The sequence below is a fragment of the Acidovorax sp. A79 genome (genome assembly GCF_041154505.1).
Taxonomy (GTDB): domain Bacteria; phylum Pseudomonadota; class Gammaproteobacteria; order Burkholderiales; family Burkholderiaceae_C; genus Acidovorax.
On sequence record NZ_AP028672.1, the window covers coordinates 1,138,782 to 1,164,211 of the forward strand.

Genomic DNA, 25,430 nt, shown 5'->3' on the forward strand with positions numbered 1-25,430 from the left:
AAAATCTTTCCGGGGCCCCGTGCATCGGCAGGCCGTTGGGCCCGCCGCGCCCGCAGATCACTCCGGCCACGGTGCCATGCGATGCTGCCAGTACCGCGCGCCGACGTCGCGTTCACACGCCACCCGCGCGGATTTCGCCGACGACCACGCGGCAGCCCCGCAGCGGGACGACTCCACCACGCGGATCCCCCGCTCCCGGTAGCGCTGCAGCACCTCGGCCGCAGGGTGGCCAAAGCGGTTGCGGTAGCCCGCCTGCACCAAAGCAGTGCGCGGTGCCACGGCCTCCAGAAACGCCGGCGAGGACGAGGTCTTGCTCCCGTGGTGGGGCACGAGCAGCACGTCGGCCTGCACCGCGGCGCCCCGCGCCAGCAGGGCCTGCTCCTGGGCGGCCTCAATGTCACCGGCCAGCAGCGCGACGGAGCCCGTTCCCCCTTTTTCTGCGGCGGCCGCGATGCGCAGCACGCAACTGAGCGCGTTGGGCCGGACGGTGGGCGCGGCGGCGTCTTGCGCCCCCGGGTGCAGCACCTCGAAAGACACGCCATCCCATGTCCACCGCTGGCCCGCCACGCAGGGCCTGACGGGGCGCAGTGCCTGCAGCATGTGCTCAGCCTCGATCGAACCAGTGAGTTCGGCCCCCGGCTGCTGGGCCAGCACCGCCGCCGCGCCGCCTGTGTGGTCGGCATCGCGGTGGCTGAGCATGAGCACGTCCACGCGCTCGCCCAGCGCCCGCAGCAGCGGCACCAGCACGCGGTGGCCCGCGTCGCTTTCGCGGCTGAAACGCGGCCCTGCGTCGTACAGCAGGGTGTGGGTCGCGGTGCGCACCAGCACCGCATTGCCCTGACCGATGTCCGCCGCCAGCAATTCGAACTGTCCCGCCGCCGGCCGCGCGGGCTGCCAGCACAGCGCGGGCCACAGCAGCGGAAGGGCCAGCCACCGCAGACGCCAGGGCAACCTCGCGGCCACAAGCGCCCCCCCGGCCACGGCCAGCACGCCGGCCCACAGCGGCGCCGCGGGCATGTGGAGCACGGCCCAGGGCCACTGCGCCAGCCATTGCAGCAGTACCGCCAGCGGCTGCAGGCCGAAGGCGGCCAGGCTCCAGAGCGGCGGCCACAGCACCCCGCCCAGTGCCAGCGGAGTGACCACCAGGGTGACCCAGGGAATCGCCACCAGATTGGCGGCAAAGCCCACCACGGACACCTGGCCGAACAGCAGCAGGGTCAGGGGCGTGAGGGCCAGCGTCACCACCCACTGCTCGCGCACCAAGGCATGAAAACGCCGCCTGGCGCTGGATGGATAAGCGCCATCAGCTACTGAATTAGTAGCAAACAAGATACCCACGGCGACAAAGCTGAGCCAGAAGCCTGCCTGCGCGAGCGCCCAGGGGTCCGCCACCACCACGGCCGCGCACGCCAGCAGCCACACCTGCGGCCACGGCCAGCGGCGGCCGCACAGCTGCAGCAGGGCGATGGCGCCCAGCATGGTCACCGTGCGTTGCGCAGGCACGCCCCAGCCGCTGAAAACGGCGTACGCCGCGGCCAGCGCCACCCCGGCGGCCAGCGCGGCGGACGGCGCGGGCACCGCCAGGCACAGCCGCGTGGACCTTCGCCACAACGCCCCCGCCGCCAGCGCGGCCAGCCATGCGAACAGCGTGATGTGAAGGCCCGAAATGCTCATGAGGTGTGCGACGCCCGTGGCGCGGAACACGTCCCAGTCGGCACGGTCGATGGCACGCTGGTCACCCGTCACCAAAGCCGCCACCACGCCCGCGATGCGTGCGCGGGCGGGGTCGTCGCCGTGCACGTCGCGGGCCAGGCGGTCCAGGATCGCGTCGCGCACGGATTGCCGCAGCCGCTCCACGGGATGCCGCCAGGTCGATTGCAGATGCACCGGAGGCTCATCCCTGGGGCCCGCGCGCACATATCCCGTGGCCTGCACCCCCTGCTCCCACATCCACAGTTCGTAGTCAAACCCGTGCGGGTTGCGCAGCCCGTGCGGAGCCTTCAGCCGCACCGTCAGCGCCCAGCGGTCACCCGCCTTCAAGGCGGGCGGCTGGCGCTGCAGGTCCACCGCTCCGCCGGGATCAAGGAACGGCCCCCCGTACCAGGCCACTTCGATGCGCGTGGGCAGGGCCACGGGGGAGCCGTTCAGGCGCGCGGCCTCCACGTCCATGCGCAGCCGGGTTCCGGCCTCGTTGGCCTGCGGCATGGCGGCCACCACGCCGGTGACACGGATGTCCTGCCCTTCCAGCGCGGGCGCCAGGCCTTCTTCCATGTAGTCCACGGCCCGCAGCCCGGCCCCCGCGAACATCGCCAGCGCGCCGGCGCACAGCGCGAGCACGGTGGCCGCCGCGCGGGCCCCGCGCCCCGCCGCCGCACGAGGGCGCCCGTGGACCGCGCGCGCGCACCACCCCAGCGCGCATGCCACCACCAGCAGCGCCGCATAGGCGGCCGCGGGCCACAGCGCGGGCTGCTGCAACTGCAGCGCAGCACCCGATACCGCCCCCAGCAACAATGCGGGCACCAGCCAGGGCACGGGGGCCGCGGCGCCCGCGCCGACCGTGCCCGCAGGGGCTGGCGCAATCGCATTAGTGGTGCTTATGGCGGGCATGGGCTGATGCTAATGCGGCGCCAGGGCCGCTGCCGCTGGATTCCGCGCACCGGGCTGTGTAACACTCGCGGCCACCCCCGGTGCCGCCAGCATGGCCGGCAGCGCCGCACCGGCCGTCCCACCATCCCTTTCACTGACTTCATACCGAGGAAGACCATGAGCGTTTACGACAAGCTGAAGGAACTCAACATCACCCTGCCCCCCGTGTCGGTGCCCGCGGCCGCCTACGTGCCCTACGTGCAGACGGGCAATCTCGTGTTCCTGAGCGGTCACATCGCGCGCAAGGACGGCAAGCCCTGGGTGGCGCAGTTCGGCCGCGACATCGGCACCGACGAAGGCAAGCAGGCTGCCCGCGCGGTGGCCATCGACCTGCTGGGCACCCTGCAGGCGGCCTGCGGCGGCGACCTCACCCGCGTGCGGCGCATCGTCAAGCTGATGAGCCTGGTGAACTCCACGGGCGACTACACCGAACAGCATCTGGTGACCAACGGCGCCAGCGAGCTGCTGGGCCAGGTCTTTGGCGAAAACGGCGTCCATGCACGCAGCGCCTTCGGCGTGGCGCAGATCCCCATGGGTGCCTGCGTGGAAATCGAGTTGATCGCCGAACTGGGACAGGGCTGAGCCCCGGCGGACAGCGGGCGAAGCGCCCCTGCGTGCAGGCGCTTCGCGGTCAAGGCCGAACCGGCACGGGGAAAGCCCCGGCGCCCGCATAGACACCCGCGCTGCCCAGCTCTTCCTCGATCGCCAGCAGGCGGTTGTACTTGGCGACGCGGTCGGAACGGCACAGCGAGCCGGTCTTGATCTGGCGCGCGCGGGTGGCAACGGCCAGGTCTGCGATCGTGACGTCTTCGGTTTCTCCCGAGCGGTGCGACACGACGGCCGAGAACCCGGCCCGCGCCGCCATGTCGATGGCGGCCAGCGTCTCGCTGAGGGTGCCGATCTGGTTGGGCTTGATGAGGATGGCGTTGGCCGCGCCGTCGGAAATGCCGCGCTCCAGGATCGCGGTGTTGGTGACGAACAGGTCGTCGCCCACCAGCTGAACATGCTGGCCGAGCCTGCGCGTGAGCAGCGCCCAGCCCTCCCAGTCGCTCTCGGCCAGGCCATCCTCGATGGACAGGATGGGGTAGTGCGCGACCAGTTGCGCCAGGTAGTCGACGAACTCGGCCGGCGTGTAGGCCTTGTGCTCCCCAGCCAGCTCGTAGCGGCCCTCGTGCAAAAGCTCGGAACTGGCGACGTCCAGGCCGAGCCAGATGTCCTTGCCCGCGCGCAGCCCGGTCGTTTCGATGGCCGCCAGGATCATGTCCAGCGCGGCGGCGTTGGAGGGCAGGTCGGGCGCGAAGCCGCCCTCGTCGCCCACCGCGGTGGTCCTGCCCTGTGCCTTGAGCAGGCTCCTGAGCGCATGGAACACCTCGGCGCCCTGGCGCAAGGCCTCCTTGAAGCTGGGCGCCTGCACGGGCAGGATCATGAACTCCTGGATGTCCACGTTGTTGTCGGCATGCGCCCCGCCATTGATGATGTTCATCATCGGCACCGGCAGCTGGGGCGCCACGCCGCCAGTGGCGAGCGCGCGGTACAGCGGCTGCTTGCGCTGCGCGGCCCGGGCCTTGGCGGCCGCCAGCGAAACCGCCAGGATCGCATTGGCACCCAGGCGTGATTTGTCCGCACTGCCATCCAGCGCGATCATGTGCCGGTCCAGCGCCCCCTGGTCGCTGGCGTCCATGCCGCGCAACGCCTGGCGCAGTTCGCCATTGACGTGCGACACCGCCAGGGCGACACCCCTTCCGCCATAGCGCCGCATGTCCCTGTCGCGCAGCTCGACCGCCTCGCGCGACCCGGTGGAGGCCCCGGAAGGCACGGCCGCAAAGCCGCTGCTGCCGTCCTGGAGCACGACCGTGGCCGCCACCGTGGGGTGGCCCCGGGAGTCCAGGATCTCGATGCCGTGAATGTCCTTGATGGCTGTCATGGTGCTCAAGCCTTTGCGATGTGGATGAAGTTGGTGCTGCCCACGACGCCGAAGGGCGTACCGGCGGCGATGCACAGCTGGTCACCGTCCCGGGCAATGCCCTCCTGGCGCGCCACGCGGCGGGCCTGCTCGACGAGCTCGGGCACGCCGCTGACCGGCGCATCGGCATGGACCGAGTGGATGCCCCAGGCCAGCGCCAGGCGGCGGGCGATGTGCATGTCCGGGGTGATGCTCAGCACGGCAGCGGCCGGCCGCTCCCGCGCCGCACGCAGCGCCGTCGCCCCTGAGCGCGAGTAGGTCACGATGGCGGCCATGGGCAGCAGTGCCGCCGCCGTGCGCAGGCATTGGCAAATGACATCGGCCACGCCGCCGTCCAGCGCGCGCGACGAGGCTTCCACGATCTCGCGGTAGTGCGGATCGGACTCCACCTCGCGGATGATGCGGCCCATCATCGCGACCGCCTCGCGCGGGTAGCGGCCAGAGGCCGACTCGGCCGACAGCATGACGGCATCGCTGCCCTCGTAGACGGCCGTCGCCACATCGGAGGCCTCGGCGCGTGTCGGCACCGGCGCATGGACCATGGAGTCCAGCATCTGCGTGGCGACGATGACCGGCTTGCCGGCGGCGCGGCAGGCGCCGACGATGCGCTTCTGGATGCGCGGCACCTGCTCTGCCGGCAGCTCCACCCCCATGTCGCCGCGCGCGACCATGATCGCGTCGGCCCGCGCGATGATCGCGTCCAGGGCATCGATCCCCGCCGGTTTCTCCAGCTTGGCCAGCACACCGGCGCGCCCTTGCACGATGGCATGGACTTCGTCCAGGTCCTCGGGGCGTTGGACGAAGGACAGCGCCACCCAATCCACCCCCAGCGACAGGCCAAACGCCAGGTCGGCCCGGTCCTTGGGCGTGAGCGCCGAGATCGGCAGCAGGACCGATGGCACGTTGACCCCCTTGCGCTCGGACAGGGTCCCGCCCGCCATGACCACGGTGTCCGCGAACCCGGGGCCGCAGTCCGTCACGCGCAGCCGCAGCTTGCCGTCGTCGAGCAGCAGGTCCGTACCGGCGACCAGGGCCGCGAAGATCTCGGGGTGCGGCAGTGGCGCCCGGCTGGCGTCCCCGGGGCGGTCTTCCAGGTCGAGCCTGAAGCGCGCACCGGCCCGCAGCTCGACTGGACCATCGGCGAACGTGCCGATGCGCAGCTTGGGGCCCTGCAGATCCTGCAGGATGGCGATCGGCCGGCCACGCTCCTGTTCGATCCGCCGGATCATCTCCAGGCTGGCGCGGTGCTGGGCATGGCTTCCGTGGCTGAAGTTCAGGCGGAACACATCGGCCCCGGCGTCGAACAGGGCCCGGATCGTGGCGGCGTCGGAACTGGACGGGCCCAGGGTGGCGACGATCTTGGCGCGGCGGCCGCGGCGCGAGGCGGCGGCCCCGCTCAAGGGGTAGACGGCAAGCGTGGTCATGGGTAAAGCTTCCTGGAAGGGTTGCGGAATCCGGCGGCTGGCCGGCGGCGCCCTTGCGGGCAGTGCCGGCCCTTGGCGCTCAGAAGTTGTGCTGGAGACCGACGTCGTAGCCGAGCTTTTCCGTGGCCGCCTTGCTGTCGCGGGCCACGTTGGTGTACAGGAAGGTCCGCCTGGACAGGTGGTGGAAGTAGCCGATGCCGAACTTGCGGGCTTCCGAACGCAGCGAACCATCCGGCTTGCGCGTCTTGGCAGTGACGAAGCCGGCCTTGATTTCACCCACCCCCACCCCGTAGGTCACGCCCAGCAGCATGGACTTGAAGTCGTCATTGCGGGTGGTCACGCCCCGGGCCAGGCCGAGGGCCAGCCGGGCCTGGCCGACCTTGTAGGCCGCGCCCAGGCTCAGCAGGTGGTCGTCCGCATGGGCGGGGTCTTCCCAGCCGATGGCCAGCAGCACCGGGCCGACGTGGGTGTTGGCCCCGACCGAGAACGGACGGCGGGGCCCCGCGTTGGAAGCCTCCTGCTGGGCCTCGGCGGACGAGACCGCGATGTGCAGGTCCTTGCGCCGCAAGTCATAGCGCACGGAGTCGGAGACACGGGTCTTCGAGATGCCGCCACGCCATGCGGTGCGCAGCTGGGCCACGGTGTCGCCGCCCCAGGGATCGATCACGTTCTGCACCGTGGAGTAGGCGGCGGTGTACTGGCGGCCCAGGTTGACCGTGCCCCAGGCGGCGTGCCCGATGCCCAGGGTCGAGTAGCCCTGCCAGAAGATGTTCGGATTGGCGGGTTGGCCCGTGTCCGGCGAGAAACGGTGCTCCAGCCCGAAGGCGGCGTGCCAGCCCCCGCCCAGGTCCTCTTGGCCGCGAAAGGCCAGGCGGCTGCCCGCCCCGTCCAGCATTTCACTGGACGTGGCGCCGATGTTCTTGCCGATCCCGAGGTCCAGCTTGCCGGACAGCGTGAGGTTGGAGGACTGGGCCTGCGCGGGCACGGCGGTGGCACCGAGCGCGGCGGCGAGGAGGAGCGACTTGTGGATGTTGCTGTGCATGGTGGAAATCCTTGGGGTCTTGTGAAGCCACGCCGGGCGCGCTGCGCCACTGCATGCGGTGTGCATGCAGATCGATGGCGGTGGTGGCGCGGTGTGGCGGGGGGACGCTGCGGGGATCGCAGCGGCGGCGATGTGGGCGGCCGGCGCTCAGGGCAGTTCGAGCACCCGGCGCAGTTCAGCCTTCGCGGCCCCGAAGTCGGCGCGGTAGCTGGGGTTTTGCGGCGCCAATGCGGCGATCAGCACGGCCAGTTGCCTGCCGGCCTCCACGTCGCTGGGGTAGTGCACCCCGCCCAGCACCCGGTTGTCGCCAAACTCCCTGGCGCGCGCCAGGATCTGCGGACGCCACTCGGGCACCATGTCCGCCAGCGCCATGCCGGTCAGGAAACCGAAGGCGGCATGGCCGCTCGGATACGAGCCGCTGTGCGAGTACTTGGCCACCGGTTGCAGGCGCTTGTCCACCACGGGCGGACGTTCGCGCTTCCAGAGCTCCTTGCCTTGCTTGTTGAAGCCGCTCTCGGTCTTGTACAGCCGCTTGAAGAAGGCAGCGACCAGGGGCAGGCCCTGCTCCGTGAACTTGGGGCCCATGACATCGGCAAACCGGAACACGCTCTGCTCCAGATCGGCCACCGACCTCGCCGCCTGTTCGGGTGTCCGCAATCGCTGCAGTTCGAGCATCAGCTCGATCTCCTTGCCCGCCACCTCCGCGGGTGGGGGCGGCGCCATGAAGCGGGTGGAATCGAGTTGCGCGGCATCGAGGTAGACAGCAGGCGCCTCGCCCTTGGCCAGGGCAGCGTTGCCAGTCAGTGCCAGCAGCGAAAAGCAGACGCTGAGCAATAGCTTGTTCATCTTCATGGAGGTCTCCAGTGGTGGGTATGGATACGCCGATGCGGTGGCAGGCCGTGGGGCCCGTGCCATATCGAGCCGGGCGAAGCCTACGGAATGCGCTGGCGGGAATCCAATCACCATTTCTGATGCCCAGGATCAGCGTGGCCTCGCGGGAGGCAACGCGCCTGTGGCGCCCCCGCGGCAGGGCGCGCCCGCCTGGGACTTTCCCGGATGTCCCCCGGCAGGCCCGCCGCCCGGCACCACCAGGCGCATGCACGGCTTGATGATGCGCATCACAAAGTCTGATTGGACGCACTTGCCGGTTTTGGCGGAGCATTCACCCGACCCAAGAAGACCTGTCGGCACCCGCCGCGCATAACGTTGAAGGAGACATCCGTGACAATCCGCCCCATTCTCAAAACTGCCGCGTTGGCGGCATTCCTGCTCGCCGCCGGGGCCCAGGCCGGCACCGTCTCGGTGGTGACCTCCTTTCCCAAGGAACTGACCCAGGCCTACAAGACCGCCTTCGAAAAGGCCCATCCCGACATCAAGCTGGAAATCCTCAACAAGAGCACCACCGCCGGCGTGGCCTATGTGCGCGAACTCAGCGCGGGGCAGCGCCCCGAAGTGTTCTGGGCGTCGGCGCCCGATGCGTTCGAGGTGCTGGGCAAGGGCAAGCTGCTCGAGCGCATTCCGGACCTCGCCAATCCCGCGGTGCCCAAGGACATCGCCGGCTATCCCATCAACGATCCGGACGGCTTCTACCTGGGCCAGGCCCTGGGGGGCTATGGGCTGATGTGGAACACCCGCTACCTCGCGGCCAAGAAGCTTCCCACGCCCGCCGAGTGGGCGGACCTGACCAAGCCGGTCTACCACAGCCACGTGGCCCTGAGCTCGCCCTCCCGCTCGGGCACGACGCACTTGACGATCGAGGCCATCCTGCAGGGCGAGGGCTGGGACAAGGGCTGGAACCAGGTGCTGCAGATTGCCGGCAACTCGGCCGCGATCACCGAACGCAGCTTCGGCGTGCCCGACGGCGTCAACAACGGACAGTTCGGCATCGGCCTGGTGATCGACTTCTTCGGCCTGAGCGGCAAGTATTCGGGCTTTCCGGTGGAGTTCGCCTACCCGTCGGTCACCGCGGTGGTGCCGGCCAACATTGCGCTCATCAGCGGGGGCAAGAACCCGGCCGAGGCGCGGCGCTTCATCAGCTTCGCCCTGTCCAGGGAAGGTCAGGAACTGCTTACGCTCCCGCAGCTGGCGCGCCTGCCGGTGCTGCCGCCGGACAAGATGAAAATGCCCGCCGGCTACCCCAACGCCTTCGAGGTCGCCAAGCGCGCCAAGGTGAAGTTCGATCCCGAGCTGTCCGCCGCGCGCTACTACGTGGTGACCGCCCTGTTCGACCAGGTGATCACCTTCCGCCACAAGGAACTGCAGGCGGCCACGCTGGCCATCCACCAGGCCGAGGCAGCCCTGGCCGGAAAACCCAACACCGAGGCCGCCAACCGCGTCAGGCGGGCGCGCGAACTGGCCTTCACGCCCCCCGTGACCGAGGCCATGGCCAAGGATCCGGCGTTCCTGAACCTGTTCACGTCCAACAAGAAGAACGCGGACACCAACAGGGAGGTGACGGCCACCGAAGGCGGCTGGAACAGCAAGGCGCTCGACAACTACCGGATGGCGCGCCAGCTCGCCGAAGAAGCCCGGGCCCTTGCCAAGTAAAGGACCACTCATGTCGCGCATCTTCCATCTGGCCCGGCCGGGCGCCTGGCTGGCGGCCGGCCTGGTGCTGGCCTTCCTGCTGCTGTTCCTGGTGCTGCCCGTCGCCTGGGTGTTCTTCTCGGCCTTCGTCAACGCCGACGGCAGCCTGACCCTGGGCCATTTCGCGGCCTTCTTCCACCAGCCGCTGATGACCGAGGCTTTCTGGAACAGCCTCTACGTCGCCACCATGGCCACGATCGCGGCGGCGCTGATCGCCGTGCCGCTGGCCTATTTCACGGTGCGCTTTGAGTTCCGCGGCGCGCTGCTGATCCAGACCCTGGGGGTGCTGCCGCTGATCATGCCGCCCTTCGTCGGCGCGGTGGCGATGCAGCTGATCTTCGGCCGCTCGGGCACGGTGAACCTGCTGCTCGAGCAGCACCTGGGTTTCACGGTTCCGATCATGGACGGCCTCAACGGCGTGATCTTCGTCGAGGCGCTGCATTACTTCCCCTTCATCCTCATGAACCTGACGCTGGCGCTGCGGAACATCGATGGCGCCATGGAAGAGGCGGCGTTGAACCTGGGCTGCCGCGGCTGGCGCCTGTTCCGCCGGGTCATCTTCCCGCTGGCGATGCCCGGCTTCGTGGCGGGGGCGTCGCTGGTTTTCGTCAAGGTGTTCGACGACCTGGGCACGCCGCTGGTGCTGGGCACCACCAACATGCTGGCGCCGCAGGCCTACCTGCGCATCACCCAGGTGGGCATCGACGACCCGCTGGGCTACGTCATCAGCGTGCTGATGATTGCCTTCTCGATCGCGGCAATGGCGCTGTCGGCCCGCGTGCTCAAGGGCAAGGACTATGCGACCACGCAAAAGGGCGGCGGCGCCATCCAGCGCCGCAGGCTTTCCCCGCTGGGCACGGTGCTGACTTACGCGTGGATCGGCTTCATCCTGCTGCTGACGCTGTCCCCTCACATCGGCGTGCTGCTGCTGTCGTTCGCCTCCGTGTGGAGCTTCGCCCCGCTGCCCGACGGCTTCACGGCGGCCCACTACGCCACCGTGTTCCAGGACGCTGGCGGCATGATCTCCAACACCCTGCTGTACTGCGGCATGGCGGCCGGAATCGACGTGCTGCTGGGCACGACCATCGCCTATCTGATCATGCGCACCCGGTTGCCGGCCCGCCAGTGGCTGGACTGGATCGCCACGGCGGCGCTGGCCGTGCCGGGGCTGGTGCTGGCGATCGGCTACCTGCGTTTCTTCAAGGGTGTCCTGGTGCCAGGCACCGACGTGCTGCTCACCAGCACCTGGGTGGTGATCATGATTGCCTATGCCGTGCGCCGGCTGCCCTATGCCCTGCGCTCTTGCGTCGCCGCGCTGCAGCAGGTGCACATTTCGCTGGAGGAGGCCGCCGAAAGCCTCGGCGCGACCAAGATGCGCACCATCCGGCGCGTCGTCGTGCCGCTGATGGCGGGCGGGATCCTGGCTGGCTTCGTCACCAGTTTCATCACGGCGGCGGTCGAGCTGTCGGCCACCATCCTGCTGACCTCCTCGCAGTCGCAGGCGCCCATGAGCTATGGCATCTACCTGTACATGCAGAGCATCGCGGGCCGTGGCCCTGGCGCGGCACTGGGCGTTCTGGCGATCGCGGTCGTCGCGATCGGCACCTATGCCTCCCACGTGATCGTGGAGCGCACCGGCAGCCGCCTGAAGCAGCGGCCGGTCGATGAAGACCTGCCTCCCCTGCCCATCCTCCCCGCAGAAGTTGCTCCGGTACGCACCTGAGCCCTGCCCTTCCCCCCGATTGGAGACAAGCACCATGAAAAAAATCAGTGTCCAATGCCGCGGCATCCGCCTGGCCTATGGCAGCAACGAAGTCCTGAAGGACATCCACATGGAGATCAGGCCGGGCGAGTTCTTTGCGCTGCTGGGGCCGTCCGGTTCCGGCAAGTCCACCCTGCTGCGCCTGATCGCCGGCTTCAACCAGCACCAGCACGGAGAGCTGCTGATCGACGGGCGCGACGTCACCGGGATGGCGCCCTGGCAACGCAACGTGGGCATGGTGTTCCAGAGCTATGCGCTGTGGCCGCACCTGAGCGTCTGGGACAACGTGGCCTTCGGCCTGGTGGAGCGCCGGGTCTCCAAGGCCGAGCAGGTCCGCAAGGTCGAGGCCGCGCTGGCCACCGTGGGCCTGGAGCGCTTTGCCCGGCGCCGGCCGGGCCAGCTGTCCGGCGGGCAGCAGCAGCGCGTGGCGCTGGCGCGCACCATCGTGATCGAGCCGCAGGTGCTGCTGCTGGACGAGCCCCTGTCCAACCTGGACAAGTCGCTGCGCGTACAGATGCGCCAGGAACTGCTGCAGCTGCAGCGCCGCCTGGGCATCACCACCATCTTCGTCACGCACGACCAGGAAGAGGCCATGACCACGGCCGACCGCATGGCGGTGCTCGACAAGGGCGTGGTGCAGCAGGTGGGCACGCCCCAGGACCTGTACGACCTGCCTGCCAACGAGTTCGTGGCCGGCTTCGTCGGCACCATGAACCTGCTGCAGGGCACGGTGCAAGCCCGCGACGGGCATGACGTCACCCTCGACATCGAGGGTGTGGGACGGCTGCAGGTGCCCGCGCACGGCCATGCCCCGGCCAGCGGACGGGCGGTACTCAGCTTCCGGCCGCATGCGCTGCAGATCGATGCCGCGGCGGCGCGCAGTGACATGCGCTACGTCTGGATGAACGGCATCGTCGAATCCAGCGAGTTCCTGGGCGAGGCCACGCGCTACCAGGTCCGGGTGGGGACGCAGTCCGTGGCCGTGGACCAGCCGCACCACCTGGGCGCATCCAAGTTCGTGGCCGGCAGCCCCGTGGGCATTGGCCTGGAGCCGGCGCAGACACGGCTGCTGCCTGCCTGAATCGAGCCCCCGGCTCAACCCCCGGGGCCTTTCCCTACCGGGCATTAGTCCCGATGCGTAGAAGCGGCCATCGCAACGACACTCGTGGCAATGGCTTGTGCAACCGCCAGACATCAGGAACAGCAGCGCGCATGAACAGGGTCAGTGTCAGATGTGAGCAACTGCAGCTCTCCTACGGCAGCGTCGTGGTGCTGGACGGCGTGACGCTGGAGATCGAGCCGGGCGAGTTCTTCGCGCTGCTGGGGCCCTCCGGCTCCGGCAAGTCCACCCTGCTGCGCGTCATCGCGGGCTTTCTCCAGCACCAGGCCGGGCGGCTTGTCATCGACGGGCGGGAACTCACCACCGAGCCCGCATGGGAGCGACGCGTGGGCGTGGTGTTCCAGAACTACGCCTTGTGGCCCCACTTGAACGTGCGGGAGAACGTCGCCTTCGGGCTGGTGGAACGAAGGCTTCCCGGCAAGGTGATCGAGCAGCGCGTGTCGGAGGTGCTCGACCAGGTGGAACTGGGCGCCTTCGCCCACCGCAATCCGAGCCAGCTGTCGGGCGGCCAGCAGCAGCGGGTCGCGCTGGCGCGCACGCTGGTAACCCAGCCCCAGGTGCTGCTGCTCGACGAGCCCCTGTCCAACCTCGACCGTTCACTGCGCGTGCAGATGCGCCAGGAACTGCTCAAGCTGCAGCGGCGGCTGGGCATCACCACGATTTTTGTGACACACGACCAGGAAGAAGCAATGACCAGCGCCGACCGGATTGCCGTCCTGAACAACGGGCGTGTGCAGCAGATCGGCACCCCGATCGCGCTCTACGACTACCCCGCCACCCCGTTCGTCGCCGGCTTTGTCGGCACCATGAACATGCTGGAGGGAACCGTCCGCTGCAGCCGCGGAAACGCCGTTTCCCTTGACGTCCCGGGCTGGGGCGAGATCGTGATCAGCTCCGATGCGGTGCCCGAGGATGGCCGCCGCGTCATCGTGGCCATCCGGCCGCAGACCATCCGGCTCGACGTGGCGGACGCGCGGCTCGACGCGCGCTTCGTGTGGCTGCCAGGCATGGTCGAGACGGTCGAGTTCCACGGTGCATTTGCGCGCTACCAGGTGCAGGTCGGCCCGCATGCCGTGGTCATCGACCAGCCACACCACGCAGGCCTGTCGAAATTTCCGGCCGGCGGTGCGGTGTCGGTCGGCATCGATCCCTCCCTGGTCCGCCTGTACAGCAGATGAGCCGTGCGCAGCGTGTGAGCGATGGAACTCTATCAAGTCCGGGCCTTTGTCACCGTCGCGCGCATCGGCAACGTCACCAAGGCGGCCGAAGCACTGCACGTCACCCAGCCGGCGGTCACCGGACAACTCAAGAGCCTGGAGCAGAGCCTGGGCGTGACCCTGTTCGACCGCAGCGCCGGCCGGCTCACGCTCACGCGCACCGGTGAACTGCTGCTGCCCAAGGCAGAGGCGTTGCTGGCCGCGGGCAGCGAACTGAGTTCGGTGGCCCGGCAGCTGCGCGGCGAGCTGACGGGACGCATTGACTTCGGCCTGCCCAGCGAGCCTGCCGACTTCCTGCGGCTGGGGGAGATGGCCGCCAGCGTGCACCAGGCACTGCCCCTGGTGGAGCTGCGCACGCGCAGCTACTCATCGCTGCAATTGCTGGACCTCATCCGCGCCGGCACACTTTCCGCGGGCTACTTCATCGACGCCAATCCGCCGCGCGACCTGCAATGGGTCGCCTTGCGTTCGGTGACCTACCGGGTGGCGGTGCCTGTGCGGATGAGCGAGTCCGTGCAGCGGGGCGGGTGGCGCACGCTGGCCGAACTGCCCTGGGTCGACGGCCTGGCCGACTCCCACATCCACCAGTTGATGCGGGCACTGTTCGAGCGCCAGGGCCTGGCGCCGCGCATTGTCATGCAGGCAGAGGAAACCAGCGGGCTGGACGCCTATGTGCGCGCTGGCAGCGGGTGCGCGCTGCTGCGCGAAGAGGTCGCAGTCCGGGGCAGCGAGCGCCAGGACTGGATGATCTGGGGGCCTGCGCAGCTTGATGCAAAACTCTATCTCGTCACCTCGGCGGAAGGGGCCAGCGATCCGCTCACGGTGGCGCTGACGTCGATGATCCGCGGGGTCTGGAATCAATAGGCGGGCGGGAACGCCGGCCCGCAATGCTGGACAGCCAGATCGAGTGGCCCGGCCGCGCGGCATGCCCCGCGGCGGCCCAATCACCGCACACAGGCAGCAGGGGTCAGAAAGACTCCCATTCCTCTTCAGACCCTTGGGCCACCGCCGGCTTGCGGCTGGAAGGCCCGGACACGGCAGGCGCCGCCTGCGCCTTGGCCGCCGCCGGCCGGTGGGCCGCTTTGGCCGCCGGGGCTGCGGAGGGAGGCCGCGGTGCCGTGGCGGAAGCCGCGGGCAGGGGCGCCCGCTGGGCGGCCGCGGCACGGGCGGCGCCAATGGCCGCCTGCGCCGGTCCATGGCTGGCGGCATTCACCTTGAACATCGACACCACCTGCGCCAGCTGGTCCGCCTGCTCCCGCAGGCTCTGCGCGGCGGCGGCGCTCTCCTCCACCAGCGCCGCGTTCTGCTGGGTCATCTGGTCCAGGTTGCCAATCGCCTGGTTGACCTGCGAGACCCCGGCGCTCTGCTCCGAGGAGGCGGCGGTGATCTCGCCAATCATGTCCGTCACCCGCTGCACCGACTGCACGATGTCGGTCATGGTGGTGCCGGCATCGGTCACCAGCCGCGAGCCCGCCTCCACTTTTTCCACCGATGCGCTGATGAGCTGCTTGATTTCCTTGGCAGCCTCGGCACTGCGCTGCGCCAGGCTGCGCACCTCGCTGGCCACCACGGCGAAGCCACGCCCCTGCTCGCCCGCGCGCGCCGCCTCCACCGCCGCGTTCAGCGCCAGGATGTTGGTCTGGAACGCGATGCCGTCGATCACGCCGATGATGTCGGCGATCTTCTTGCTGCTGTGGTTGATGTCCTGCATGGTGACCACCACCTGGGTCACGACCTCGCCGCCACGGCGCGCCACGCCCGTGGCGCCCGCCGCGAGGCTGCTGGCCTGCTGCGCGCTGCCCGCGCTTTGCTGGATGGTGCTCGTGAACTGCTCCATGGCCGCGGCTGTTTGCTGCAGGTTGCTGGAGGTCTGCTCCGTGCGGGACGACAGGTCATGGTTGCCGGTGGCGATCTCGGCGCTGGCGATGGCGATGCTGTCGGTGCTCTGGCGCACCTGGTGCACCATCCGACCCAGGGCGCTGCTCATGGTGTAAAGCGAGCGCAGCAGGTCACCGAACTCATCGCCCCGGGTCACGGATTCCTGCATGCTCAGATCGCCACCCGCGATGCGCTCGGCCAGCCCGCTGGCCTGCTCCAGCGGCCGCTGGATGCTGCCGATCAGGTAGTAGGCGCCCACCACGATGGCCAGCAGCAGCAGGCCCACGGCCACGGCGGCGATCTTCACGGTGAGCATGCGCGACGCGGCCATCTCCCGCTGCCGGACCTCGGCGGTCTGTTGCTGCTGCTGCACGAAGTCCCGCAGTGTCTGCAGGTAGGCGGCCACGGCCGGGTTGTACGACTGCTTGACCAGCACCACCGCCTGGTCCTGCTGGCCATCGCCCTTGAGCTTGCGGGCCTGGCCGCGCAGGTCCGTCATCGTCTTGCGGGCGGCGGCGATCTTGGCCATCTGCGCCTTGTCGGCTTCGGACAGCGCCATGGATTCGAGCGATTTCTGCACCTCGCTGATCTGCGCGGAAGTCGCCGCGATCAGGTCCTTGAACTCGGCCTCGACGGCGTTGTCGCTGCTCACGATCAGCGCCTGAGTGCGCGCCGCATTGGTCTCGGTGAGGCCGGACCAGCGCAGCGCCGCCTGCACACGCGCCTCCATGTCCTTGGTCATCATGTCCGCCTCGGCCTGCACCTTGGCCGAGCGATAGCCGGAAAACCCCACCACCGCCGCCAGCAGCACCACGATCAGCAAGACCGCCATCCAGAGTTTATGGGCCATCCGGAATCGCTTGGGCATGGTGTTCTCCTGCAGCCTTGTGTTGGCGCGCAGATATTTGCACGCTGTTACACCATTGCACAAACCCGGACCTGATGCATGAGGGTCATCCCCAGGGCCCGCGCTGCACGGCAAGGCCCCGCATTGCAGCCCCGAACCACGCTGCGCAAGGGCTCAGGGCAACAGGGGCGCCCGGGTGCCGCCTGGCCCAGCCACCCGGCCCTTCCAGGGCGGCGAATCGGGCAGTCTGCGAGATAGCTGGCAATGGGCGAGGCCCACGCACTGGGCTGCACGCACGGGCCGCTTTGCCGCCAAGCCGGCGGCAGGATCAACACCGGTCTTTCACGGACCGGCATGGCAACCCTACCGTGGTCGGGTTCACGCGCGGCGGCGCAGCCGTCAAACTGGCCCGAATCCATCTCCCAAGGCCACCATCACATGACAACCTCCCGCACGTTCCGCCGCGCGCAACTCGGCGCCCCCTTCCTGATCGCACTGGGCCTGTCCGGATGCGCCGCCACCATCAGCCAGGAGGGACTGGAACAGCGCACCTCGGCGGCCATTGGCCGCCAGGTGGGCGCCTTCACCATCACCCACAAGAGCGAAGAAACCGGCGGACGCATCAACTACACCGCCAAGACCACCGACGGCGCCACCTACCAGTGCTACATGTACTCCGCCACGGGGTTCCAGAAAGCCATGTCGTTCGGACAGACGCCGAATTCGGATGCCATCTGCACGCCGATGGCGGGCAAGGCGGCGGCACCTGCAGCCGCCCCGGCCTCCTGCAACGCGCTCAGCAAAGCCGCGGGCAAATGCTGAAGCGCTGATCCAGGCACGGCAGCAGGCCGTCAGGCCCCGGCCCCCAGGAAGGTTTCGAAACGCGCCAGCTCTTCGTCCAGCGCGCGCCGAAAAACCGCGCCGCGGGGCGGGCGGCCCGCCACAAAACCCAGCGCGTGCCGCAGTTGCCCGCGCTCCATGCGCAGGTTGGCCCAGCCCACCATCTGTTCGCCCCACAGCACGGGCAACGCATAGTGGCCCATGGTGCGCCTGGAGGCGGGCACATACGCCTCGAACCGGTACGCCCAGCCCCACAGCATCTCGAAGCGGCGGCGGTCCCAGACCACGGGATCAAACGGTGCCAGCAGCCGCACGCCCGCGTCTGGCTGGTGGCGGCGCGATGCCGGGTTCTCCTGCGCGGGCCAGAACCAGGCCGTGCCGTCGACCACCGCATGGCCGTAGCGCGACTGCGCGGCCTTGGCCACCGCGCGCGCTTCGGCCGCCAGTTGTGGGGCGCCGTACCGCAGCAAAGTGACGAGGTAGCCCAGGCTGGGCGCGGGCAGCGGCGCATACAGGGCCACGATGCGGTCGACCAGGGCTTCGGCACGCGCCATGCGGGCGGCGGGGCTGGCATCCTGCCCGGGGTGCTCCACCGGCGCATACACCCGGGTGCCCGATTCGCGGCGGCACACCCGCAGCCAGCCGTGGTGGTGCATGGCATCCAGCAGGCGGGTGCTCGCGTTGAGCTCTCCGCCCCAATAGCCCGCCACGCGGCCATGGTGCGCAAACGCCTCGCTGACCTCGCGCGGGTGCACCACGCCCCGCTCCTGCACGAAGGCCAGCACCTCGCGCGCGCGCCCGGTGGTGGCCACATCCCAGGGCCGGCGCGGCGTGCGCGGGTGCAGCAGCGCCAGCATGTCGCGCGACACGAAGCCGTAGTTGACGAAGGCATCTTCCTCGATGCCCAGCCGTTCGTAGCGGCGCTCCAGGTCACCCGCGCGGTAGCCGCGCACCCGCATGCGCAGGATCAGGTCCTGCGCCCGCGCGGGCGCCCGCATCGGGTCGGCCTGCACAAAACCAAGCTTGCGGATCGCGCCGGGCAGCGTCAGCGGCTTGAACAGGCTGCGTGCAATCGCGTAGCGGCGCAGCTCATCCAGCGTGGGTGAGCGCGCCATCGCTTGGAGCGTGTTCAACGTCTTTTTGGAGTCGCACAAGTACCTTGACCCAAGGGTTGGAGTGAAATCGGGCGATTGCACTCCAATGCAACCTCCCAGAAGGCATTGAACACGCTGTTACTCCACGCGCGCCACGGCCGCAGGCTTGAAGCCCAGGTCGGCCGCCTTGCCCTTGCGCCCGCGCGCGGCCCGGGCGTTGTTGAGCGAGCGGATCTCCAGGGTCTCCTCGCGCTCCTTGCCACCCCGGCCGATGCCCTCGATGCGGATGCTGCGCGTATAGGCCGCGGCACCGGCCAGCGTGTCCTTGGCCTCCAGGTCGATCAGCATCAGGCCACGGCCGCCATTGGCCATGGTCTTGAGCTCGGTGATCTCGAAGGTCAGGATGCGCCCGCCCGCCGAGGCGCAGGCCACGTGCGTGGCCGGCGCGAGCGGCTGGCCACCGGTGCTGCCCGCCGCATGTGAAGGGGGGCACACGGTCTCGCCCTCGCCCAGCGTGAGGAAGGCCTTGCCGCCCTTCTGGCGCGAGACCATGTTCTCCACCGAGGCCAGGAAGCCATAGCCGCCCGAGTTGGACAGCAGCAGGCTGGCACTGGCCGGCCCGGCGAAGTAGTGCAGGAGCTGCGTGCCCGACTCGAGCTCGATCAGCGTGGTCACGGGCTGGCCGTCGCCGCGCGCGCCGGGCAGCACCGACACCGGCACCGAGTACACCCGGCCATTGCTGCCGAAGGCCAGCAGGGTATCCACCGTGCGGCACTCGAAGGTGCGGTACAGGCCGTCGCCGGCCTTGAAGGCGAAGCTCGCCGCCTCGTGGCCATGGCCGGTGCGCGCACGCACCCAGCCTTTTTGCGAGACCACCACGGTCACGGGCTCGTCCACCACCTTGACCTCGGCCACGGCCTTCTTCTCGGCCTGGATCAGCGTGCGGCGCGCGTCAGCGAAGGTCTTGGCGTCGGCCTCAATCTCCTTGACCATCAGGCGGCGCAGCGAACCCGGGTTGTTCAGGATGTCCTCGAGCTTGCCCTGGCTTTCGCGCAGTTCCTTGAGCTCCTGCTCGATCTTGATGGCTTCGAGCCGCGCGAGCTGGCGCAGGCGGATTTCAAGGATGTCCTCGGCCTGGCGATCGCTGAGGTTGAAGCGCGCGATCAGCGCGGCCTTGGGATCCTCGGCCGCACGGATGATGGCGATCACCTCGTCGATGTTGAGCAGCACGATCTGCCGCCCCTCGAGGATGTGGATGCGGTCCAGCACCTTGCCCAGGCGGTGCTGCGAGCGGCGGGTGATGGTGCCCTGGCGGAAGGAGATCCACTCCTCGAGCATCAGGCGCAGCGACTTCTGCACCGGCCGGCCGTCCAGGCCCACCATGGTCAGGTTGATCGGCGCCGAGGTCTCCAGGCTGGTGTGGGCCAGGAGCGCGGTGACCAGCTCCTGCTGCGGCGTCTTGCCGGTCTTGGGCTCGAACACCAGGCGCACCGGCGCGTCCTTGCTCGACTCGTCGCGCACCACGTCCAGCACGGCCAGCATGCTGGCCTTGAGCTGGGTCTGGTCCTGGCTCAGCGCCTTCTTGCCGGCCTTGACCTTGGGGTTGGTGATTTCCTCGATCTCCTCGAGCACCTTCTGCGAGCTCACGCCCGGGGGCAGCTCGTTGACGACGAGCTGCCACTGGCCGCGCGCGAGTTCCTCGATCTTCCAGCGCGCGCGCACCTTGAGGCTGCCGCGGCCGGAGCGGTAGGCGTCGGCGATGTCGGACGCAGCGCTGATGATCTGCCCGCCACCCGGGTAGTCGGGCCCGGGCACCAGGGCCAGCAGGTCTTCGGCGCTGAGCGAAGGTGTCTTGATGAGCGCAATGCAGGCATCGGCGATCTCGCGCAGGTTGTGGCTCGGGATCTCGGTGGCCAGGCCCACGGCGATGCCGCTGGCGCCGTTGAGCAGCGCGAACGGCAACCGCGCGGGCAGCTGGCGCGGCTCCTCCGTGCTGCCGTCGTAGTTGGGCATGAAATCGACCGTGCCCTCGTCGATCTCGTCGAGCAGCAGGCTGGTGATGCGCGACAGGCGCGCCTCGGTGTAGCGCATGGCCGCGGCGCCATCGCCGTCGCGGCTGCCGAAGTTGCCCTGGCCGTCGATCAGCGGATAGCGCTGGGCGAAGTCCTGCGCCATGCGCACCAGGGCGTCGTAGGCCGACTGGTCGCCGTGCGGATGGAAGCGGCCCAGCACGTCGCCCACCACGCGGGCGCTCTTGACCGGCTTGGCCGCCGTGTTGCGCGTGGGGCCGCTGTAGCCCAGGCCCATGCGGTCCATCGAATACAGAATGCGCCGCTGCACGGGCTTGAGGCCGTCGCACACGTCGGGCAGCGCACGGCCCTTGACGACCGACAGCGCGTATTCCAGATAGGCGCGCTGGGCATAGCCCGCCAGGCCCAGGGAGTCGCCTCCGTCATCGCCGGCGGTGGTGAAATCGAGAGTGGGTTGGTCGCTCATTCGTTGGGTACAGTTTCTGGGTTCACGTTCTGGGGGGCGCTTTGCGTCTGCGCCACGCGGGTGGGCGGCAGGTTGCCCCGGTTCTGCGCGCCCCCCGAAAGCTCCATGCGCACGCGGCCGGGCACGGCGCGCTGCGCCAGCACCGGGGCTGGCGGCTTGAGCTGGGCGTACAGGCCCAGCACGGTGCGCACATAGTTCTGCGTTTCCTTGAAGGCCGGAATCTGGTTGCCCGCCTTTTGCACCGCGCCTTCACCGGCGTTGTAGGCGGCCACGGCCAGGTCCATGCGGCCGGGGAACAGGTCCAGCAGGTGGCGCAGGTAGCGCGTGCCGGTGGGCACGTTCACGGCCGGGTCGGCCAGCTTCTGCTCCACCGAGCGCCTGGCATCCGCGCTCACGCCAAAACGGCTGGCCGTGGCGGGCATCACCTGCATGAGCCCGACGGCGCCCCTGGGCGACACGGCCGTGGCGTCGAAGCCGGATTCCGTGGCGATCACGGCCTGCAGCAATTCGTAGTCCACGCCGTGCTTGCTGGCGGCGGCGCGCAGGTGGTGCTTGACGCGCTTGTAGTCGGGCGCGATGTCAAAAAAGGCCAGCAAGCGCGCACCGGCCGCAGGCAGCGCGTAGGGCATGGGCGGTGCGTTGGCCGGGGCGTCGCGGGTCGAGTCGAAATCACTGCCACGAAAAAACAGCTGGTAGCGCGTGTCCACCTGCTCGGCGGCGAAATGCGTCACGCCCCGCTCGTCCACGTGCGCCCACAGGTCCGCCTGGGCCGATTGCTGCATAAAACATAGCAGAAAGCCCAATAAATACAAGCGCAAGAGCCTGTTTTTGTGTGGATTCTTCATCACAGACACCGTGGGTGGCGGGTCCGGTCAGATGTCGATCTCGACCGCATCGCCGTGCAGTTCCATCAGCTCGCGCCGCGAGGCCGCCTCGCCCTTGCCCATGAGCTTGGTGATCAGGCCTTCGGTGGCGGCGAAGTCCATGTCGCCCAGCTGCACCGGCAGCAGGCGGCGGGTGTCGGGATTGAGCGTGGTTTCCCACAGCTGCTCGGCGTTCATCTCGCCCAGGCCCTTGAAGCGGCTGATCTGGCACTTCTCGCGGGCCACGCCGTCCTTGGCGCACTTGTCGAGGATGGCGGTGAGCTCGCCGTCGTCCAGCGCATACATCTTGGCGGCGGGCTTCTTGCCGCGGGCCGGCACGTCCACGCGGAACAGCGGGGGGCGCGCCACGTAGATGTGGCCGGTCTCGATGAGCTTGGGGAAGTGGCGGAAGAACAGCGTGAGCAGCAGCACCTGGATGTGCGAGCCGTCCACATCGGCGTCCGACAGGATGCAGACCTTGCCATAGCGCAGGCCCGAGAGGTCGGGCGTGTCGTTCGGGCCATGCGGGTCCACGCCGATGGCCACCGAGATGTCGTGGATCTCGTTGTTGGCGAACAGGCGGTCGCGCTCCACCTCCCAGGTGTTGAGCACCTTGCCGCGCAGCGGCAGGATGGCCTGGCTTTCCTTGTCGCGGCCCATCTTGGCGCTGCCGCCGGCGGAGTCGCCCTCGACCAGGAAGACTTCGTTGTGGGCGATGTCGCGGCTTTCGCAGTCGGTGAGCTTGCCGGGCAGCACGGCCACGCCCGAGCCCTTGCGCTTTTCGACCTTCTGGCCGGCCTTCTGGCGCGTCTGCGCGGCCTTGATGGCGAGTTCTGCCAGCTTCTTGCCGTAGTCCACGTGCTGGTTAAGCCAGAGCTCCAGCGCCGGGCGCACGAAGCCGCTGACCAGGCGCACCGCGTCGCGCGAGTTCAGCCGCTCCTTGATCTGGCCCTGGAACTGAGGATCGAGCACCTTGGCCGAGAGCACGTAGCTGGCACGGGCGAACACGTCTTCGGGCAGCAGCTTGACGCCCTTGGGCAGCAGGCTGTGCAGCTCGATGAAGCTCTTGACGGCGTTGAACAGGCCGTCGCGCAGGCCGCTTTCGTGCGTGCCGCCGGCGCTGGTGGGAATCAGGTTGACGTAGCTCTCGCGCATGGGCTGGCCGTCTTCGGTGAAGGCCACGCACCAGGAGGCGCCCTCGCCCTCGGCAAAACTCTCGTTGTTGCGGTCGGCAAAGCCCTCGCCCTCGAAGAGCGGGATCACCGGGTCGCCGCTGAGCGTCTGCATCAGGTAGTCGCGCAGGCCGCCCTTGTACTGCCAGGTCTGGGTGTCCCGCGTCTTCTCGTTGACCAGGGTCACCGACACGCCGGGCATCAGCACCGCCTTGCTGCGCAAGAGGTGGGTGAGCTCGCCCATGGGCAGCGCGCTCGACTCGAAATACTTGGCATCAGGCCAGGCGCGCACGGTCGTGCCCTGCTTGCGCTCGCCGGCTTCCAGCGCGCGGGTCACCAGGGGCTCGACCACGTCGCCGGCCGAAAACACCAGCCGGGCGACCTTGCCTTCGCGGTGGCTGCTCACTTCCAGGCGGGTGGCCAGCGCGTTGGTCACGCTCACGCCCACGCCGTGCAGGCCGCCCGAGAAGCTGTAGGCACCGCCCCTGCCCTTGTCGAACTTGCCGCCCGCGTGCAGGCGGGTGAAGACCAGCTCGATCACCGGCGCGTTTTCCTCGGGGTGCATGCCGAAGGGGATGCCGCGCCCGTCGTCCTCGATGCTCACCGAGCCGTCGGCGTGCAGCGTGACCTTGATCTTCTTGCCATGGCCGGCCAGCGCCTCGTCGGCGGCGTTGTCCAGCACCTCCTGGATGATGTGCAGGGGGTTGTCGGTGCGGGTGTACATGCCCGGGCGCTGCTTGACGGGCTCCAGGCCCTTGAGCACGCGGATGGACCCTTCGGAATAGTCACTACTGGTGGACACGGAAGACGGTTTGGCAGACATAGCGGCGGATTGTAGTGCGGCAGCAGCGCAATAGCTGGATGAAAAAACAGTCATGACAACACTGGCAGCGTGCTCCGGGCCCCCCAGGCCCGTGGGCGGCGGCGGCAGACAGGGTGGCTGGGGGCGGGTTGCAACACAAAGGACGGTGCCGCGCAGCAGGCCTGGCGGCAACCCCGCTGCCAACTGTATTGGTCCCCGGTGTATCAGCGCGTTTCGCCCAATCTCGCTACATTCCTGCGCATGCATATGAATCCTCCCAAACTGTCCATGTTCCAGGTGCTCGCGTGCGGCGCGGCCATCGTGACCCTGTCCATGGGCATCCGCCATGGGTTCGGGCTCTGGCTCCTGCCCATCACGCAGGAGATGGGCTGGACCCGCCAGTCGTTCGCGCTGGCCATCGCCATCCAGAACCTGTCCTGGGGCCTGATCGGCATCTTTGCGGGCATGGCGGCAGACCGGTTCGGGGCGTTCCGCGTGCTCATCGGCGGCGCGGTGCTCTATGGCCTGGGTTTGGCGGGCATGGCGCTGTCGCCCACGACCACCCTGTTTGCGTTGACGGCCGGCGTACTGATCGGCGCCGCGCAGGCGGGCACCACCTACGCCGTGATCTACGGTGTGCTGGGCCGCCAGATCGCGCCGGAGCGCAGGTCCTGGGCCATGGGCGTGGCGGCGGCCGCAGGTTCGTTCGGCCAGTTCCTCATGGTGCCCGTGGAGGGCTGGCTGATCGCCGGACTGGGTTGGCAGCAGGCGCTGCTGGCCTTGTCGATGGCCGTGCTGCTCATCGTGCCGCTGGCCTTTGGCCTGCGGGAGCCGGGCTTCAAGGGCGCCGCGCCGCCCAAGCGCGAGCAGACCATCGTGCAGGCGCTGGGCGAGGCGTTCCGCTACCCGAGCTTCAACCTGCTGATGGCCGGTTATTTCGTGTGCGGCTTCCAGGTGGTGTTCATCGGGGTGCACATGCCCAGCTACCTGAAGGACCACGGCCTGTCGCCCCAGGTGGCCAGCTACGCGCTGGCGCTGATCGGCCTGTTCAACGTGCTGGGCACCTACGTGGCCGGCACCCTCGGCCAGCGCATGCCCAAGCGGTTCATCCTGGCCTTCATCTACTTTGCCCGCGCGGCGGTGATCACCGTGTTCCTGCTCGTGCCGCTGTCGCCGCTGTCGGTGTATGTGTTCTCGGCCGTGATGGGCACGCTGTGGCTGTCCACCATCCCGCCCACCAACGCCACCATCGCGCAGATCTTTGGCGTGCAGCACCTGTCGATGCTGGGCGGCTTCGTGTTCTTCAGCCACCAGATCGGCAGCTTCCTGGGCGTGTGGCTGGGCGGCTATCTGTATGACGCCACGGGCAGCTACGATATCGTCTGGTACATCGCCATCGCGCTGGGGGTGTTTGCCGGGCTGGTGAACCTGCCGGTCCGGGAAAGCCCCATCCCGCGCGGCGCCGCCCAGCCCGCCTGAACACGGCCCTTGCATCCGAACATCCCCATGTCCACCGCCAGCAGCGCCCCCTCGACCTCGCCCGGCCACGGCATGCCACGGGCCTGGCGCTGGCTGGCCTGGACAGTTGCCATGGTGCTGTGCCTGGCGGTGTTTGGCATGTACACGGTGCCGGACTTCATGGTGATGCTGGCCGACCAGATGTGGGCGTGTTTCTGAG

19 protein-coding genes are annotated in these 25,430 nt (G+C 68.9%); 9 read left to right on the top strand and 10 right to left on the bottom strand.

All coding sequences use genetic code 11. The features are described from left to right. Nucleotides 1-57 precede the first annotated feature (57 nt). Nucleotides 58-2,607 carry a DNA internalization-related competence protein ComEC/Rec2 gene (locus ACAM51_RS05120; RefSeq protein ID WP_369642909.1) on the bottom strand — a complete coding sequence of 850 codons (2,550 nt, stop codon included), beginning with the start codon at nt 2,605-2,607 and terminating at the stop codon, nt 58-60. 156 nt (nt 2,608-2,763) lie between these two features. Between ACAM51_RS05120 and ACAM51_RS05125 the strand changes: the two genes are divergently transcribed. Further along, entirely contained in the window at nt 2,764-3,228 is a 465-nt protein-coding gene (locus ACAM51_RS05125) for a RidA family protein (protein ID WP_218295435.1), read from the top strand. Nucleotides 3,229-3,277: 49 nt separating this feature from the next. On the opposite strand, the gene eno is transcribed toward ACAM51_RS05125, so the two are convergent. The 4 genes from eno to ACAM51_RS05145 all read right to left on the bottom strand — a co-directional run bounded on the left by eno (nt 3,278) and on the right by ACAM51_RS05145 (nt 7,927). Further along, on the bottom strand, nt 3,278-4,570 hold the full coding sequence (eno, locus tag ACAM51_RS05130; RefSeq protein ID WP_218340208.1) for a phosphopyruvate hydratase: 1,293 nt from the start codon (nt 4,568-4,570) through the stop codon (nt 3,278-3,280). Between the two features lie 5 nt (nt 4,571-4,575). Continuing rightward, a complete protein-coding gene (pyk, locus tag ACAM51_RS05135; RefSeq protein WP_369642910.1) occupies nt 4,576-6,033 on the bottom strand; it encodes a pyruvate kinase in 1,458 nt (485 codons plus the stop codon). A gap of 79 nt (nt 6,034-6,112) precedes the next feature. Further along, nucleotides 6,113-7,075 (bottom strand): porin, encoded by a 963-nt coding sequence (locus ACAM51_RS05140; protein WP_369642911.1) that lies wholly within the window; start codon nt 7,073-7,075, stop codon nt 6,113-6,115. A gap of 147 nt (nt 7,076-7,222) precedes the next feature. After that, nucleotides 7,223-7,927, bottom strand: a complete 705-nt coding sequence (locus ACAM51_RS05145) for a phosphatase PAP2 family protein (RefSeq protein WP_369642912.1) — start codon at nt 7,925-7,927, stop codon at nt 7,223-7,225. 375 nt (nt 7,928-8,302) lie between these two features. Here ACAM51_RS05145 and ACAM51_RS05150 point away from each other — a divergent pair, with 375 nt between their 5' ends. The 5 genes from ACAM51_RS05150 (at nt 8,303) to ACAM51_RS05170 (ending at nt 14,624) form a co-directional block, all read left to right on the top strand. Next, on the top strand, nt 8,303-9,622 hold the full coding sequence (locus tag ACAM51_RS05150) for an extracellular solute-binding protein (protein WP_218295808.1): 1,320 nt from the start codon (nt 8,303-8,305) through the stop codon (nt 9,620-9,622). A 10-nt stretch (nt 9,623-9,632) separates the two neighbouring features. Then, complete coding sequence (locus ACAM51_RS05155; RefSeq protein ID WP_369642913.1) at nt 9,633-11,384, top strand: ABC transporter permease; 1,752 nt, start codon at nt 9,633-9,635, stop codon at nt 11,382-11,384. Between the two features lie 34 nt (nt 11,385-11,418). Continuing rightward, a complete protein-coding gene (locus tag ACAM51_RS05160; protein ID WP_218295441.1) occupies nt 11,419-12,504 on the top strand; it encodes an ABC transporter ATP-binding protein in 1,086 nt (361 codons plus the stop codon). 131 nt (nt 12,505-12,635) lie between these two features. Beyond that, nucleotides 12,636-13,721: an ABC transporter ATP-binding protein gene (locus ACAM51_RS05165; protein WP_218295442.1), complete on the top strand. Its 1,086-nt coding sequence runs from the start codon at nt 12,636-12,638 to the stop codon at nt 13,719-13,721. A gap of 21 nt (nt 13,722-13,742) precedes the next feature. Continuing rightward, nucleotides 13,743-14,624 (top strand): LysR family transcriptional regulator, encoded by an 882-nt coding sequence (locus ACAM51_RS05170; protein ID WP_218295443.1) that lies wholly within the window; start codon nt 13,743-13,745, stop codon nt 14,622-14,624. Between the two features lie 103 nt (nt 14,625-14,727). Here the strand turns inward: ACAM51_RS05170 and ACAM51_RS05175 are convergent, their stop codons facing one another. Further along, entirely contained in the window at nt 14,728-16,506 is a 1,779-nt protein-coding gene (locus ACAM51_RS05175) for a methyl-accepting chemotaxis protein (RefSeq protein WP_218340203.1), read from the bottom strand. Between the two features lie 417 nt (nt 16,507-16,923). Between ACAM51_RS05175 and ACAM51_RS05180 the strand changes: the two genes are divergently transcribed. After that, entirely contained in the window at nt 16,924-17,307 is a 384-nt protein-coding gene (locus ACAM51_RS05180) for a hypothetical protein (protein WP_369642914.1), read from the top strand. 29 nt (nt 17,308-17,336) lie between these two features. Here ACAM51_RS05180 and ACAM51_RS05185 read toward each other — a convergent pair whose 3' ends face one another. The 4 genes from ACAM51_RS05185 to ACAM51_RS05200 all read right to left on the bottom strand — a co-directional run bounded on the left by ACAM51_RS05185 (nt 17,337) and on the right by ACAM51_RS05200 (nt 23,773). Then, entirely contained in the window at nt 17,337-18,440 is a 1,104-nt protein-coding gene (locus ACAM51_RS05185) for a crosslink repair DNA glycosylase YcaQ family protein (RefSeq protein WP_369643771.1), read from the bottom strand. Nucleotides 18,441-18,557: 117 nt separating this feature from the next. Continuing rightward, nucleotides 18,558-20,915, bottom strand: a complete 2,358-nt coding sequence (parC, locus tag ACAM51_RS05190; protein WP_369642915.1) for a DNA topoisomerase IV subunit A — start codon at nt 20,913-20,915, stop codon at nt 18,558-18,560. Next, nucleotides 20,912-21,697, bottom strand: a complete 786-nt coding sequence (locus ACAM51_RS05195) for a lytic transglycosylase domain-containing protein (protein WP_369642916.1) — start codon at nt 21,695-21,697, stop codon at nt 20,912-20,914. The genes parC and ACAM51_RS05195 overlap by 4 nt, the downstream gene beginning before the upstream one ends. Before the next feature lie 90 nt (nt 21,698-21,787). After that, the gene (locus ACAM51_RS05200; protein WP_369642917.1) at nt 21,788-23,773 is read right to left on the bottom strand and encodes a DNA topoisomerase IV subunit B; all 1,986 of its coding nucleotides are present in this window, start codon (nt 23,771-23,773) and stop codon (nt 21,788-21,790) included. A gap of 240 nt (nt 23,774-24,013) precedes the next feature. On the opposite strand from ACAM51_RS05200, the gene ACAM51_RS05205 reads away from it, so the two are divergent. Continuing rightward, the gene (locus tag ACAM51_RS05205) at nt 24,014-25,231 is read left to right on the top strand and encodes an MFS transporter (protein WP_218295449.1); all 1,218 of its coding nucleotides are present in this window, start codon (nt 24,014-24,016) and stop codon (nt 25,229-25,231) included. A 27-nt stretch (nt 25,232-25,258) separates the two neighbouring features. After that, nucleotides 25,259-25,429: a hypothetical protein gene (locus ACAM51_RS05210; RefSeq protein WP_369642918.1), complete on the top strand. Its 171-nt coding sequence runs from the start codon at nt 25,259-25,261 to the stop codon at nt 25,427-25,429. The last annotated feature ends 1 nt before the right edge of the window (nt 25,430 follow it).